The organism is Azospirillum himalayense (genome assembly GCF_042657465.1).
Classification (GTDB): domain Bacteria; phylum Pseudomonadota; class Alphaproteobacteria; order Azospirillales; family Azospirillaceae; genus Azospirillum; species Azospirillum himalayense.
On the sequence record NZ_JBHSLC010000017.1, the window covers coordinates 35,597 to 49,912 of the forward strand.

The 14,316-nt window shown below is 66.4% G+C and carries 10 protein-coding genes; 8 read left to right on the forward strand and 2 right to left on the reverse strand.

Annotated features, from left to right (window positions below):
* Positions 1 to 46: 46 nt before the first annotated feature.
* Together ACFPMG_RS11465 and ACFPMG_RS11470 are read right to left on the reverse strand one after the other, a co-directional pair.
* A complete protein-coding gene (locus ACFPMG_RS11465) occupies positions 47 to 1,879 on the reverse strand; it encodes a ParB N-terminal domain-containing protein (protein WP_376995258.1) in 1,833 nt (610 codons plus the stop codon).
* Positions 1,880 to 1,997: 118 nt separating this feature from the next.
* Entirely contained in the window at positions 1,998 to 3,482 is a 1,485-nt protein-coding gene (locus tag ACFPMG_RS11470) for a hypothetical protein (protein WP_376995259.1), read from the reverse strand.
* Between the two features lie 253 nt (positions 3,483 to 3,735).
* On the opposite strand from ACFPMG_RS11470, the gene ACFPMG_RS11475 reads away from it, so the two are divergent.
* From ACFPMG_RS11475 to ACFPMG_RS11510, 8 genes are all read left to right on the forward strand, one after another.
* Positions 3,736 to 4,557, forward strand: coding sequence for a hypothetical protein (locus ACFPMG_RS11475; RefSeq protein WP_376995260.1), 822 nt, complete (start codon positions 3,736 to 3,738; stop codon positions 4,555 to 4,557).
* 83 nt (positions 4,558 to 4,640) lie between these two features.
* Positions 4,641 to 5,939 (forward strand): hypothetical protein, encoded by a 1,299-nt coding sequence (locus tag ACFPMG_RS11480; protein ID WP_376995261.1) that lies wholly within the window; start codon positions 4,641 to 4,643, stop codon positions 5,937 to 5,939.
* Between the two features lie 54 nt (positions 5,940 to 5,993).
* A complete protein-coding gene (locus ACFPMG_RS11485; protein WP_376995262.1) occupies positions 5,994 to 7,106 on the forward strand; it encodes an FkbM family methyltransferase in 1,113 nt (370 codons plus the stop codon).
* 45 nt (positions 7,107 to 7,151) lie between these two features.
* Positions 7,152 to 8,030 carry a DUF7796 domain-containing protein gene (locus tag ACFPMG_RS11490; RefSeq protein WP_376995264.1) on the forward strand — a complete coding sequence of 293 codons (879 nt, stop codon included), beginning with the start codon at positions 7,152 to 7,154 and terminating at the stop codon, positions 8,028 to 8,030.
* A 67-nt stretch (positions 8,031 to 8,097) separates the two neighbouring features.
* Entirely contained in the window at positions 8,098 to 9,804 is a 1,707-nt protein-coding gene (locus ACFPMG_RS11495) for a glycosyltransferase family 61 protein (protein ID WP_376995265.1), read from the forward strand.
* Positions 9,805 to 9,875: 71 nt separating this feature from the next.
* Positions 9,876 to 10,499, forward strand: a complete 624-nt coding sequence (locus ACFPMG_RS11500; protein ID WP_376995267.1) for a DUF1796 family putative cysteine peptidase — start codon at positions 9,876 to 9,878, stop codon at positions 10,497 to 10,499.
* Positions 10,500 to 10,786: 287 nt separating this feature from the next.
* Positions 10,787 to 12,976 carry a peptidase domain-containing ABC transporter gene (locus ACFPMG_RS11505; protein WP_376995268.1) on the forward strand — a complete coding sequence of 730 codons (2,190 nt, stop codon included), beginning with the start codon at positions 10,787 to 10,789 and terminating at the stop codon, positions 12,974 to 12,976.
* Positions 12,936 to 14,300: an HlyD family type I secretion periplasmic adaptor subunit gene (locus tag ACFPMG_RS11510; protein ID WP_376995269.1), complete on the forward strand. Its 1,365-nt coding sequence runs from the start codon at positions 12,936 to 12,938 to the stop codon at positions 14,298 to 14,300. The genes ACFPMG_RS11505 and ACFPMG_RS11510 overlap by 41 nt, the downstream gene beginning before the upstream one ends.
* Positions 14,301 to 14,316: the final 16 nt, after the last annotated feature.

Below are 14,316 nucleotides of genomic sequence, written 5' to 3' on the forward strand. Positions count from 1 at the left end.
GCCGCAGGCCCTCCGACCGCGGCCGGAACACCCCGTCCCGACCCCGTCAACGGCGTGTCGCCCGGCATAGGAGTTCGATGAGGCCCAGCCCCAAACGCCGCTGGTCCTCACCCGGAGAGTAGGGAGCCAAGACCTCGAGCCTCAACGCAAAGCGGGACGCCTGCTCGATCATCGCAGCCGGAATCTCCACGACCCGCTCCTCGATGGCTCCGGGCCGCACCTCCCATTCCCCGACGACGGTTCCATTCACCACCACCCGCGCATGCTGCGCCACGCCCTCCGGGGCGGCCGCCAGCATGCGCGCATTGACGACCAGACTGCCGAACGCCAGGCGCGGTACGGGCAGCAGCAGCGAGGCGACGTCACCGTCCGTCCAGGTGCCCCAATGTTCGATGCAGGACCACCCCAGGACGACGAATTCCGCAAGATTGCCGCCGCACCGGAAATCCAGCCGCGTGACCTCGTGCAGCCAGTCCCGATAGACCGGCTCGCCGCGCAGCGCGTCGATCCGGTCGACATCCGCGCAGTCCTTCGGCCGGCGCGAGAAGTCCTTGCGGTCGTGGACGATGTCCACCCCCGCGAAAGCGCGCCCGCGGAACCGGAAGTGCCAATCGGGATTGGACATCAACTCGGCATCGGAAATCCACGGCCGCCTGTCGCTGCGGTGATAGCCGCGGCTGACCACGTCGACGCTGCCGCCCAGATTGACGGGCCCCTCGTGATACCGCCCCTCCCGGACCGGCTCACGCACGGCGAAGTCGATATCGGTCGACAAGCGGATCCCGTTGATCTCCAACGGCGAGCTGCCGACGATGCAGCAGTCCTGCTGAGCCAGCCCCTGCCCGGCGAGGGCTTGGTCGTAATCGTTGAGCCACGCCAGGAACTCACCCCGGGGCCGGCGGCTGCGCCGCAGCCCGACGGCGGAGAGATATTCCGGGCACAGCAGCGTGTCGGCCATATGCCGGGCCTCGTCCGGCGAGGCCGAGGCGTGACATGTGATGAAATCCTCCTTCCTCACCAGCGGGCTGGCGTAATCACGCATGTCATTCTTCAGGGACGCCGGCGAAAAATCGGGTGGAGTGTGGGCGCCCGGCGTCATTACGAGGATCTGCAACTCGGCAGGGTGATGGCCCAGCAGATCGCATTTGCGCTCGATATGGGCGAGGCCGTGAGCATGATCGGAGGACTCGTCGGCGTAGAGGTCGAGAATCAGACTGTCGAAGGCCGGCCGCTCCATATCCCGGCAATCCAGGGTCAGCGCGCCGACCATCTCCAGCGTGCCCCTGCACAGATCGGTCAACTGCCGCCACAGCGGCTTCACCGCCGGCCACAACACGATCACGACGGCTTGCCGGTCCAGGGTTACCCAGCAATGCAGGATGCGCTGCAGGTCCGGCGGAGCGAACCCATGTCGGACGAACCAGTCGAAATTCCAGGTTCCGCCCTGGCCTTCATGACGGCTGACGGCCACGGGAACGCCGAGGGCGCGGCACGCGGCCAGACGGTGGGCGCCATTGCCGATCCGCCCGTCCCCCATGACCGGGACCGGGCTGGAAGCGTCGTAGCCGTTCTCACGGATGTCGTCCAACAAACGACGAAAGCCGTTCACATAGTCGTCGATGCTTTGCTTGCCCGAAGGCGCGCCGGTAAAATCATTCGGTTCACGCCCGCCGGTGCGCAGCAGGACATGCCGGACGTAAAGGCGCTCGAACAGGTCCTCGCGGCGGTGGTCGAGGATGGCGCGGGCGTAGAGATACTTGACGCAGAGGTCCAGCCGCTGCGGGCTGAACAAACCGCCCGGCTCGACGAATTCCGGGAGCCCGGCAGGCGTGTGCGACCCGCAACGGTCGTCTTCGGCGATGGCGCAGGTCTCGGACACGTCAAATCCTTCGAAAAACTTGACCCGGCGGAATTCCCCGACCTGGACCGATCAAGCCGGGATTCGCCCCCGCCTTGCCGTAAACCAGCGTGGTTGTACTCGTCGTGCATCCACGCCGTCAGCAGCGATGGAGGCTGAAGCAGGCCGCGCCGAGCGGCATGGAATCGTCGTTGAGCCCAATCTCCTGCGGCGCTTGGGGATCAGAGGAAAAAATGTGGACTTGGAAGCGGTCGCCCCGGGCGGGGGGGCGGACTTCGAAGGTGATCGTCACGGGATCGTTAAACCCGATGGCGTCGGATTTATGGACGACCTCGCCGCCGGCGACGATCGTGAGGGTCGGCCTGCGCGACGGATGGCTGGGGCCGGCCATCAGCCGGCATGCGACCGGAATGGGGTCGGTGATGCTCTCCGGCCAGCGGAACTCAAGGACGGCGTGCGCACCCACGCTCCACAGCCCCCAGTCCGCATGGACGCGCCATCCACACAGCCGGGCGTCCTTCATCTCGGCGTCGGCCAGGCAGACCTCCCTGTTCGGCAACACGGGCGGGCGGCGGTGCAGTGGGCCGGTCGCCGCGGGCGTCAACCCCCAGTTCTGCCCGACCACCTCGCGCAACGCGCCCGGAGCTTGCTCGAAACGCTGCGGCGGGGTGCCGACCAGGGCCGACAGTCCCCTGGCGAAGCCGTCGAGATCAAGCGCAAGCCCCCTGGGGATGGGCGGAAGTCCGAAATCCGGGTGAGGGATGAAGGCTTCCGCCGGTTTGTTGAACAGGCCGGCTTCGTAGAGCACGGAGGAAGAGATGGCGCAGACGCTCACGACGTCCGGTGCGTCGAGGAGTTCGTAGACGTTCCGGTCCGTCATCAGGACGCCGGGAATGGCGGCCAGCATTTCCAGCACGTCCGACCGCGGAGCCTCAAGGGGATGGGCGCGGACATACAGGCAGTCGTGCCGGGCGGCGATCTCTCGGATCCGGTCCGCAAAATCGAGCAGCGACACGAGGCGGCCGCCAGCCATAAGCGAGCGGTCGATCCGCATCTGCCCGAACAGGACCGCCGCGCGGCCGGACGTGGCCGGAGCGTACGCCCGTTCGCGCGCCAGCCGCGCCCGCATCCGCCCCAGCTTCCACCCCATCTCCTGCATCCGGATCGCATGGCTGGCAAAGTGCCGCTCAATGCGCTCATCGGCCTGAAGGGAAAACAACAGATCGTCCAGACAGCGGACCGGGTGGATCGCCAGATTGATCACGTCGGCTCCGGCGTCCTGGAGCGCCGACCGCAAGCCCGGAGGCAGTTCGAATCCGACGACGAATTGCCCGCGCAACGCCTTCATCGCGGTTGCAACGGCGCCGGTCGGATGCCGGTCGAAGGACGTGAGCCAGCCGTCCGGAGTTGCCGGAAGCTCCTCCTCCGCCATGATCCCGGCCGGATCGAAGCCGAGGCTTTCCGGCGTGATCGCCGTCACCTCGATATCCGGAAGGGCCGCGCGCACGATCGCCGCGAGCCAAGCGACGTTGGGCCTCTGGGTCCAGCGGACGAAGCCTTCCTCCTCATAGCTCCGGAACAGGTCGCCGAGAATCGCCACCCTGGGCTTGGAAATCAGAGACATTTCCTCCCTACCCGCTTTCTGTCGCTCCACCCTGCACGGAATTGAAGAGGCATTTTCGCAAAGTTACCCTGTCTGACAATCGTCGTCATTACCGAAAGCCGGCGAGACCTATGCGGCCCCTATCCAGGCTCCTATGCGGTTAGGCCGAGGTTGTCTCTTGCGGCTAATCGGTTGTCTCAGTAAGTTGGAACTTGCGTCAAAAGCTGGGCAATGCCCAGGAACGCATTCTTTCAATTGCTGAAACCGTCGCATCATGCCGATCATCGAGCATCGTCGTTACAGCCGAGTTAAGCCCGAGAGCGCATGGCTTCTGTCCCACCGGCGCAATGTGCGGTCTCAGGACGGCGAGGACGGCGTCATCCGCGCAATATTCGAAGTTATTCAACCAAAACACCGTTGGTGCGTCGAGATCGGTGCCTGGGACGGCCTGAACCACAGCAACAGCTGGCACCTGATCGCCGATCAGGGATGGAGTGCCGCCTTGATCGAGGGCGACTCCCACCGCTTCAGGCAATTGCAGCACAACCACGCCCCACACGCCGGACGCGTGTTCGGCATCAACGCCTTCGCCGGCTTCGAGCCGGGTTGCACGCTCGACGACCTGCTGAAGCGGACGCCGCTCCCCGTCGACTTCGACCTTCTGGTGCTCGACATCGACGGCAACGACTGGCACATGTGGAAGTCGCTGACGGTCCACCGGCCGACGGTCGTGGTCGTCGAATTCAACCCGACCATCCCGAACGACGTCCTGTTCATCCAGGACCTCGACCCGTCGGTCCAGCAGGGATGCTCGCTGCTGGCCCTGATCGAGTTGGGCAAGGCCAAGGGGTACGAACTGGTCTGCGCGACGAAATGGAACGGCTTCTTCGTCCGCCGCGACCTGTTCGACCGTTTCGGTATCGCCGACAACAGCATCGACGCCATGTACGACGTCGCCCATGAGACCAAGATTTTCCAGCTCTTCGACGGCACCATCGGCGTGGTCGGCGAAAAACGCCTCCTCTGGCACGGCGTCGATTTGACGCAGGAGGATTTCCAGGTTCTCCCGGCGAATCTGCGCCGCTTCCCGGGATAGTGCCGGTCGCCGTCCCCTCGCGGGGACGAGCGCCCAGAGACACGCATCCACCCCACCTTGCCACGCTGGATCGGCCGTCAAGCATGCATTTCCCGCCTTTCGCCCCCTACGCCCGCCGCCGTTCCGGTTCCGCACTGCTTCTCGATGCGAACACGCTGGCGTCCTCGACGAACGCCCTGCGGGATGGCGGGTACGGGCCGTCCGTGTTCGTGTGCGCCGAAGGAACACCGGACGGCGCCGAGATCCGGCTGTCGTGGCACCCCGCGGTGGAGGCGCCCGGCCCGCACGAGGTCTGGGCCCTCTACGCCGCCGAGGCCCCCCGCCCCGTGTCTTTGCGCGTCGGCGGCCGCCCGGCCCTGGGAAACGCCCTGGCCGAGCCGACCGGCGGCTGGACCCAGGGCGAGGCCATGTGGCGCTTTCAAGGGACGGTCGATCTGCCGGCCGGCCCGATCGACGTGACGCTGCAGCGCAACGGCTGGATCCCGACGGTGCAGAGCCTGGCGCTGTTCCCCGTGGACGGGCCCGCGACGGTTCCCGGTTGCGACGCCCGGCTGTCCGACGCCACCACGGACGCCGGCACCCCGCCCACCGACGACGACCGGAAGGAACTGGCGCGCGGTCTCGTCGCCTCCCTGCGCCGGCTGCTCGCCACGGGACGCAGCCCGCACGTCCTGGAGGAGACGATGGAAGCCCTGGTCGCCGCCGTCCGGCGCGATATGGAGCATCCGAACCGGCGGCTCGGCTTCGGCGGCCCGCTCAACGGGCAGGAGATTCGCCAGCGGATACTGCGCGACCTCGACGCCCTGCTGCAGTTCGATGCCTTTGTGGAAACCGGCGCCTACCGCGGCACGACGACCGAGTATTTCTCGGGTCTCGGACGGCCGGTCTTCGCCTGCGAGCTGAACGAGGAAGCCTATTACGACAGCTTGGTCCGGCTGTGCCACCTGCCCAACGTGTCCTTGTTCAATGGGGATTCGCGGGCGTTCCTGATGCAACTGCTGACCACGGACCGTCCCCGCTTCCGCCTGCCGCTGTTCTACCTCGACGCCCACTGGAACGCCGACCTGCCGCTCGACGGCGAAATTGCGCTGATCCTGGAGCGCTGCGACGACTTCGTCATCATGGTCGACGACTTCAAGCATCCATTGCATGACTATGGCTACGACGCCTACGAGGGCGGCGCCGAACTGTCGCTGGAGTATCTGGCGCCGCGGCTGCCGGCCTCGGCCGACCTGGTCTGCCTGATGCCTTGGATGCCGCCACGGCTTGAGACGGGCGCCAAGCGCGGCACGCTGTTCGTTGTCCGGCGAAGCCTGTACGACCGGCTGCTTCACAAGGTGACGCTGCTGGAACCGATTCCGCTGGCCGCTTTTCGAGGCTAAGCCGCCCGACGGCCGCCTTTCCGTCCTTGCCGGCAACCTCTTTCGGAGTCCCCGATGGATCCCGTTTCGCTCATCGCCTCGTTCGGACGGCGTCCCCGCGGCATCATCCATGTCGGCGCCCACCGGGGGCAGGAGTTCGGCCTCTACCGGGACTCCGGTGCGCAAACCATCGTCTACGTCGAACCGATCCCGCACCTGTTCGCCGACCTTCAGGCGCGCGTCGGCGGTACGCCGGGCCATATCCCCGTACAGGCGCTGTGTCTGGACCGCGGCGGGAAGACCGTGCGGCTCAACGTGTCGAGCAACGACGGCGCGTCGTCCAGCGTGCTGGGCATCGGGCAGCATGCCGAGATTTACCCGGACATCACCTACGTCGACCACATCGAGGTCGTGTCCACCACCGTCGACACGCTGATCGGCGAACGCTTCGCCGACCGGCCGATCGACCTGATGGTCATCGACACGCAGGGCGCCGACCTGCTCGTCCTGTCCGGCGCCCGGCATCTGTTGCGGACGCTCGACTTCGTCTACGTCGAGGTGGCCGAGGAGCCGCTGTACGAGGATGGCGCCACGCTGGAGATGATCCGGCACTTCCTCGCCGGCTTCGGCTTCCGCATGCGTTGGTTGCAGATCGGCCCGCAGGGCTGGGGCGACGCCTTCTTCATGCGCGCAGCGCCCGCCGACGCGCAGGACGAGCGCCCCTTGCGCAACGTCGCCCTGCACAAGCCGGCGACGCAAAGTTCCTATTCCCGCTGGTCGCGCACCAACGACCCGCAGGGCGCCGTCGACGGCATCAAGACGGGCAGCTTCGGCTTCCACACCGAATTCGAGGTCGCCCCGTGGTGGCAGGTCGACCTGCTGGCGCCGACGGTTCTGGAGGAAATCGTCATCCACAACCGCATCGACGCGCCGGACAGCATCGACCGGGTCCGGACCCTGTGCGCGCTGGTCTCTCCGGACGGCGTCCACTGGCGGACACTGCACCGCCACGACGGCAGCCGCATCGGCGGCATCGACGGGGCTCCCTTGCGGATCGCCTGCCCGGGCGTCCTGGCCCGCTTCGTTCGCCTGCAGCTCCAGGAACAGGACGCCCTGCATCTGGACGAGGTCGAGGTGCTGGCCCGTGCCCCGCGTGATCCCGAGCGGATTCCGTTCCCAAAGGACTGACGGCCGGTTTGGAACACAGGATGCTTGCGCCCCGAGGCAAAAGTCATGGCTGAGCGTACCCTCGTCTGCATCATCAACCAGACCCGTGCCCACGAGGTCACCTGGCCGAGTTTCAAGCGGTTCGTCCTGGACGAAATCGGAGCCGACCTGGCCGTATGCGTCGGCGTCGGCCCCGATTACGACCACACCAACCCTTTCTTCGCGAACGCCCAACATCGCTGGACCATCGAGGAACCGGAGGATTACGGCGACGTCTACGACATGGCTGCCCGCATCCTCGGCAGCACAGCCGACTGGCGGCGCCTCATGGAGGTGCCGTCCCAATGGCTCGGCGGCATCAAGGGCCCGCACGCCCACCCGGCCTCGGCCGGGATCGGCACCTTCTACCGCTGGTTCCTGCTGCACAACCTGCGGAAAAGCGGCGCGCTGGACGCCTACGACCGCTTCATCGTCACACGCTCCGACTATTACTACGTCTGTCCGCACCCACCCCTGTCGCTGCTCGATTCCCGGTACTTCTGGGTTCCGGACGGCGAGGACTATCATGGCATCGTCGACCGCTACGGTCTGTTCAGCCGCGCCGACGTCGAGGCGGGCCTGAACTTCCTGGAATACATCCTGCGGGAGCCGGACGACCTGTACCGGCGCATGAGCTGGTACCGGAACTGGAACCCGGAACGCTGCCTGCGCATGCATCTGGAGCGTTTCGGCGTGGCCCACCGGCTGCGCCGGTTTCCCTTCTTCATGTTCGCGGCGCGCGGCGCATCCGACACCAGCACCTGGACGATGGGAGAGTACGACGCGGCCCTGAGCTGCTACGTGAAGTACCCGGCCGAGCATGAGCGCGCCATGCGGGCGCAAGGCCGTTTCCGCAGCGCGCAGGACTGGGAAACGGTCCTGAGCGGAGCCGTCCGCACCGACTGACCGCCCGGGCGGGCCTCGCCGCCGCCTCGCCTTCCCCTTCCCTCCGTCCCATGCCGCGGTATCCATCATGAAGCTCTTCTCACTGAACACCCGGAAGCTCCTGGACACGCTGCCCATCCGGACGGTCCCGCTGGCGGACGACGCCTGGAAGGGCTCGCTGCTGGAGCGTGGGGAGGAGGTCGTCCTGCGGCTGCGGGACGAGATGGACACGGTTTCCTTCACCACGGCCCCCTGCGCCGACTACGACACCGCCGCCCTGGACGCGCTGGGCGGCTTCAACCGTTTCACCTTCGAAAAGGCGATGGCGAACCCCCTGCCGCCGCTGCGGCTGATCGCGCTCAACGACGCCACGGTGGTGGGAAACGCCTGCTGCGTGGTGGATGACTCCGGCACCCTGATCCTGGAAAGCCTGTGGCCGGCCCTGCGCGGCAACCCCTTCCTGCATCTCGCCGGGATGCCGGACGTGCAGGCGCTCGGCGCGGGGCCGGAGGGTGGAGCCGTGCCGGTGGACGAGCCCGCGGTGCTGCTGTGCCACCATTCCTGCAACAACTACTACCACTGGCACCAGGACGCCCTGGGCATCGTCGTCTTCCTGAGGAAGACCGGCCTTCTGGACCGCGTGCGGCTGGTGGTGCCGACTCTGCGGCCGTGGCAGCGGCGCTCGCTGGAACTGCTCGGCGTGGAGGCCGGGCGGGTGGTGGAGCTGGGGAACCGGCCGCACCGCTTCTCCCGGCTGCTGCTCACCTCGATGACCTTCGAGCCGAGCTGGCTCCCCAACCGCTGGACCCGGGCGACCTACGCCACGATCCTGAAGGCCGTGCGCCCCGGTGCGGACGGCGGAAGCCGGGCCGGCATCGCGGCGGGCGGCGGGACGAACCGCCTCTATCTCAGCCGCCGCGACAGCGGCGCGCGCCTGCTGATCGAGGAGGACGCCCTCATCAAGCGGCTGGCCGACTGCGGCTTCACCATCCTCGAGGCGTCCGGCCTGACCTACGACCAGCAGGTTCTCGCCTTCGCCGATGCCGACATCGTCGTCGCCAGCCACGGCGCCGGCCTGACCAACCTGGGATTCTGCCGCAAGTCCACCCTGGTGCTGGAGCTGTTCCCCCACGGCTTCCTGAACGCCCCCCACTATTTCCTGATGAGCCGCGCCTTCGACCTGGACTACCACATGCTGGTTTCGCGACGGGTCGGCCGCGGCAGCGTGCACACCAGCTGGTCGCTGGACGTGGACGATACGGTGGCGCGCGTGCGGCGCCTCCACCTCGGCGCCTTCGGGTCCGATCCGGACCGGACCGCCGCCACGGACACCGGAAAGGCCGGCTGGACCGGGCCGCTCCACATCGATTTCAGCAGCGGCGCCATCGACGCCGCACCCGCGCGCTTCACCGGCTTCAGCGCCGCGGAAGGATGGGGCTCCTGGGCCGACGGCACGCTGGCCTCGATCACCTTCGATGCCCCGTTGCCGCGGGAGGTGCGCCTGTCCTGCCTGTGCTCCTACTTCGGACCGGGCGTGGCGCGGGGTGTCCGCTTCCGGTTGGGCGAGGAGGTCCGAAGCCCGGCCATCAGCGGTGGGGAGGGCACCATCGAATTGGCCTTCGACAACCCGACACGGGAGCGCGTCCTGTGGATCGAGGCGCCGGCGGCCTGCCCGCCCACTTTCCTGGACCCGAACGCCACCGACCAGCGCCACCTGTCGATCGGCTTCAAATGGATCAGCGTCCACACCGATGCCATGGCGGCCCCACCGGTGGCGTCGACCGCGTCGGAATGACAACACGGTTGCATGCAGATCGGAAGGGATGCGAGCATTCCTTTTACGGGCGGGAATTCGGCATCGCGTCCATGTTCAACCACCATATTCCGGCGAATGAGCGTGACTACGCCCACTTCACGCGATGCGTGGAACGCTGGCGGGCTGTCATGGCTTCCAGTGATCCGATCCTGTTCGTCCTGGTCACGCAATCTCCCGACGGTTTCCCGACTTTCTCCTCTCTGGCCGCCGCGTTGGAGACGATCACGGCCCGTCCGGCCCTGTTGTTCCTGACCATGGACCCGACCTGTCCGGAGTTGCCGATTGCCGAGGTGCGTCTGGAGGCCGAAGTCGGCTCCCATGTCGCTTGGAGAATGCGACCACTCAGTCCGCTTGGCCCCACACAGTTCGGGATCCTTTGGACGAACTCGTCGTCCGCCGGCTCATTCATCAGTATGCGATCAATCTTTGACGCGCTCAATTGGCGGTCGCCGAGAACAAAAATCGGCCGCATGCGGGAAGAGCCCCGCGCCCAAAGCCTTCGTCATCCGCGCAATGGCGGAAGTGTCGCGCCAATCAGGGGCCACGGCGCGACGTCCTCCGGGTCGCACATCGCGCCCCCTCCACGTCATACAGCCGGCACATACAGCTGGCTGATAAACGCTTTCAGCGCTCGCCGACCGCCAGAAACCGGTGGATCAGCGGGGCGGCATTGATCGAAAGGATAATGCGGACGGAGCCATCGGGCACCGTCCGCATCATTCCATGGACCACAACCCGAAAGCGATCGGATTTCCCCGGGAATCGCTTTGTACGCATCCTATCCAATCGATATGGGTAGAAGGAGTTCCCCCATCAGAAGGGAGATTGGTCACAGAGGGTCGCTTGTATTCGTTGTAGATTCTACATTACAGTCCGCTCGTCAGACGAGCCTTGGAACCAAAGACCCGCGATGCACAGCCAGACCGCCACACATTCGCACGACGAACCGGCCGGGACGGCCATGCACACAAACCTGCATGCACTTGTCATCGCGGCGCGCCACCATGGCCTCCATTTGTCCGTCGACCAGATTCTGCGCGACTACGCAATCAGCGCGGATGAGATCGGACCGAAGCTGCTGACCAAGATCGCCCAGGAAAACGGCCTTACCGCCCGGCCGACGACCTTGAGCTGGAAGCATCTGACGCGCCTGGGCAAGGCGCTGCCGGCGCTGCTGCGCCTGCGCGACGGCCGCGCGATGCTTCTGATCGGCTTCCGGGAGAACGGCTCGACCTCGGCGGCGGTCCTGCAGGACCCGCTGAGCAGCGAGGACGCCTGCGTCGCGGTCGACGAGGTCCGCCTCAGCTCCGTGTGGGACGGCGAGACCATTCTGTTCAAGCGCTCCTACGCCCTGAACGACGAGGAGCAGCCGTTCGGCCTCATGTGGCTGGTCGGGCAGATGCTCAAGGAACGGAAAACCTTCCGCGACATCGCCGTGTCGGCGCTGATGCTCAGCCTCCTCGTCATGGTGCCGCCGCTGACCTACATGGTCATCATCGACCGCGTGCTGGTCCACCAGCGCCTGTCGACCCTGGCTGTCCTGACCGGAGCCATGGCCTTCCTGATCGGCTTCGAGGCGCTGTTCGGCTACCTGCGGCGCTACCTGATCGCCGTCGGCACGTCCAAGATCGACGCGCGCATCAGCCTGTACATCTTCGAGCGCATGATCAACCTGCCGATCGACTTCTTCGAGCGCACGCCGACCGGCATCATCAACTATCGCCTGAACGAAGTCTGGCGCATCCGCAATTTCCTGACCGGGCAGCTGTTCGGGACCATGCTGGACACGATGACCCTGATCATCCTGGTCCCGGTGATGTTCGTGCTCAGCCCGCACCTGGCCTTCCTGGTGCTCGGCCTGGCCGCGCTGATGTTCTTCGTCGTCTACATCTACATCAGGCCGATGGGCCGGGCCTACAAGCGGGTGATCGAAGCGGAGCAGCGCAAGGGCTCGTTCATGATCGAGATCCTGCACGGCATGCGCACGGTGAAGTCGCTGGCGCTGGAAGGGCGCAAGCGGATGGAATGGGACGTCCGCGTCGCCGAGGCGGTGCGCGCGACCAAGGCCATGAACCTGCTCAACAACCAGCCGCAGACGATCCTGCAGCCGCTGGAGCGCGCGGTCTATATCGGCACTCTGGGGCTCGGCGCCTATCTCGCCATCGGCGATGACGCCGTCGTCCAGGCCGGCGTCATCGTAGCCTTCAGCATGATCGCGCAGCGCGCGGTGGCACCCTTCGTGCAGATCGCCGGCATCATGCAGCAGCTGCAGGAGGTCCGGGGCGCCATCGGCCAGGTTGCCGGCGTGGTCAACCAGCAGCCGGAACGGCCCCGCAACAGCCGCGGCGTGCGCCCGGCGATCAAGGGCAACATCAGCTTCAACGACATTCGCTTCCGCTACCCCGGCTCGCAGAACTACGCGCTCGACGGCGTGTCCTTCACCATCGAGCCGGGCACCACGGTCGGCATCATGGGGCGCAGCGGCTCGGGCAAGACGACCGTCACCCGCCTGCTGCAGGGTCTGCACCAGCAGTACGACGGCCTGATCAAGATCGACGGCGTCGACCTGCGCGAGATCGACCTGAACCACCTGCGTTCCAACCTCGGCGTGGTGCTCCAGGACAACTTCCTGTTCCAGGGCACGATCCGTGAAAACATCATGGCGGCGCGCCAGAGCGCCTCGCTCGACGAGGTGATGCGGGCCGCCCGCCTGGCCGGCGCGGAGGAATTCATCGAACGCCTGCCGCGCGGCTACGAGACTCAGATCGAAGAGGGGTCGAGCAACCTCTCGGGCGGCCAGAAGCAGCGCCTCGCCATCGCCCGCGCCCTGCTCGTCGACCCGTCGGTGCTGATCCTCGACGAGGCGACGAGCGCGCTCGATCCCGACAGCGAGGCGATCATCAACAACAACCTGACCCGCATCGGCCAGGGCCGCACGATGATCGTCATTTCCCACCGGCTCGCCTCGCTCGTGAACTGCGACCAGATTCTCGTTCTCGAACGCGGCAAGCTGTATGACGCCGGCAAGCACGACGAGCTGCTGAACCGCTGCGACGTCTACCGGCACCTCTGGTTCCAGCAAAACCGCCATCTCGCTCCAGGACCGACCCATGACCGCCCTTCTCTTACGTCGACCGCATCCAGTTCCTGACCGGGATGCCGAGCAGGCGATAAACGACTCCCAGGGCGAGACGGCAGAACTGATCGGCAGCCCGGACCCCTTCACGGCGCGCATCACGCTGTGGGCTCTGGTCGGCATGATGGTCGCGCTGATCGTGATGGCTTCGGTGCTCAACATCGACCGGGTCGTCGCGTCGCCGGGCCGCGTGGTCGCGCAGACGCCGACCATCGTGGTGCAGCCGCTCGAAGTCTCGATCGTCCGCAGCATCGACGTGCACGTCGGCCAGACGGTGCGGCGCGGCGAAGTCCTGGCGATGCTCGACCCGACCTTCTCGGCGGCCGACGTGGCCCAGCTCCAGGCCAAGACCCGCAGCCTGGAGGCGGAGATCGCGCGCCTGACGGCCGAGGCCGACGGCAAGCCCTTCGAGGCGGCCGGGCGCAAGGACCCCGACAACCTGATGCAGGCGTCGCTCTGGAAATCCCGGCAGGCGGAATTGCGGGCGAAGCTCGCCAACTACGACCAGCGCATCCAGACGGCGGAAGCGACCATCGGCCGCAGCCGCGAGGACGCCAAGTATTACAAGGCCCGCCTGGGCATCGTCACCCAGGTGGAAACGATGCGGCACGAGCTGGAGCGCAACCAGGTCGGCAGCAAGCTCAACTCGTTGCTGGCGGCCGACTCGCGCGTCGAGGTCGAGCGCAACCTGTCGATCAGCGACAGCACCATCCGCACGGCCAGCCACGACCTGGAGGCCCTGCGCGCGGAGCGGGATGCCTTCATCCAGCAATGGCGCAGCGAGGTGATGGTCTCCCTGGTGGCGCGCCGCAACGAACTGAACCAAGCGAACGAGGAGCTGTCCAAGGCCCAGAAGCGGCGTGATCTGGTCGCCCTGCGGGCGGTCGAGGACGCCGTGGTTCTGGACATCGGCCACTTCTCGGTCGGGTCGGTGGTGGAAAGCGCGCGCCAGCTCTTCACCCTGATGCCGCTCAACGCCAAGCTCGAAATCGAGGCCGAGATCAACACGGCTGACCAGGGCTCGGTGAAGGTGGGCGACGAGGTGCAGGTCAAGTTCGAGGCCTACCGCTATCTCAAGCACGGCATGGCCAAGGGCGTCGTCCGCACCATCAGCGAAGACTCCTTCACCCAGCGCGAAGACGGCAGTCAGGTCCGGCAACCGTTCTACCGGTCCCGCATCGAGCTGACCGACGTGACGTTGCGCGACGTCCCGAAGGATTTCCGGCTGATCCCCGGCATGCCGGTGAGCGCCGACATCCTGGTGGGACAGCGGACCATCATGTCCTATCTCTTGGAAGGCGTGATGAAGAACGTGTCGGAAGGCATGCGGGAGCCGTAATTCCGCAAGCTGTTCC

What these genes read in the sequence shown, in the direction of transcription:
- ACFPMG_RS11490 (WP_376995264.1), top strand. Translation starts at nt 7,152, where the DNA reads ATGGCTGAGCGTACCCTCGTCTGCATCATCAACCAGACCCGTGCCCAC.
- ACFPMG_RS11510 (WP_376995269.1), top strand. Translation starts at nt 12,936, where the DNA reads ATGACCGCCCTTCTCTTACGTCGACCGCATCCAGTTCCTGACCGGGAT.
- ACFPMG_RS11480 (WP_376995261.1), top strand. Translation starts at nt 4,641, where the DNA reads ATGCATTTCCCGCCTTTCGCCCCCTACGCCCGCCGCCGTTCCGGTTCC.
- ACFPMG_RS11475 (WP_376995260.1), top strand. Translation starts at nt 3,736, where the DNA reads ATGCCGATCATCGAGCATCGTCGTTACAGCCGAGTTAAGCCCGAGAGC.
- ACFPMG_RS11470 (WP_376995259.1), bottom strand. Translation starts at nt 3,482, where the DNA reads ATGTCTCTGATTTCCAAGCCCAGGGTGGCGATTCTCGGCGACCTGTTC.
- ACFPMG_RS11505 (WP_376995268.1), top strand. Translation starts at nt 10,787, where the DNA reads ATGCACACAAACCTGCATGCACTTGTCATCGCGGCGCGCCACCATGGC.
- ACFPMG_RS11500 (WP_376995267.1), top strand. Translation starts at nt 9,876, where the DNA reads ATGTTCAACCACCATATTCCGGCGAATGAGCGTGACTACGCCCACTTC.
- ACFPMG_RS11495 (WP_376995265.1), top strand. Translation starts at nt 8,098, where the DNA reads ATGAAGCTCTTCTCACTGAACACCCGGAAGCTCCTGGACACGCTGCCC.
- ACFPMG_RS11485 (WP_376995262.1), top strand. Translation starts at nt 5,994, where the DNA reads ATGGATCCCGTTTCGCTCATCGCCTCGTTCGGACGGCGTCCCCGCGGC.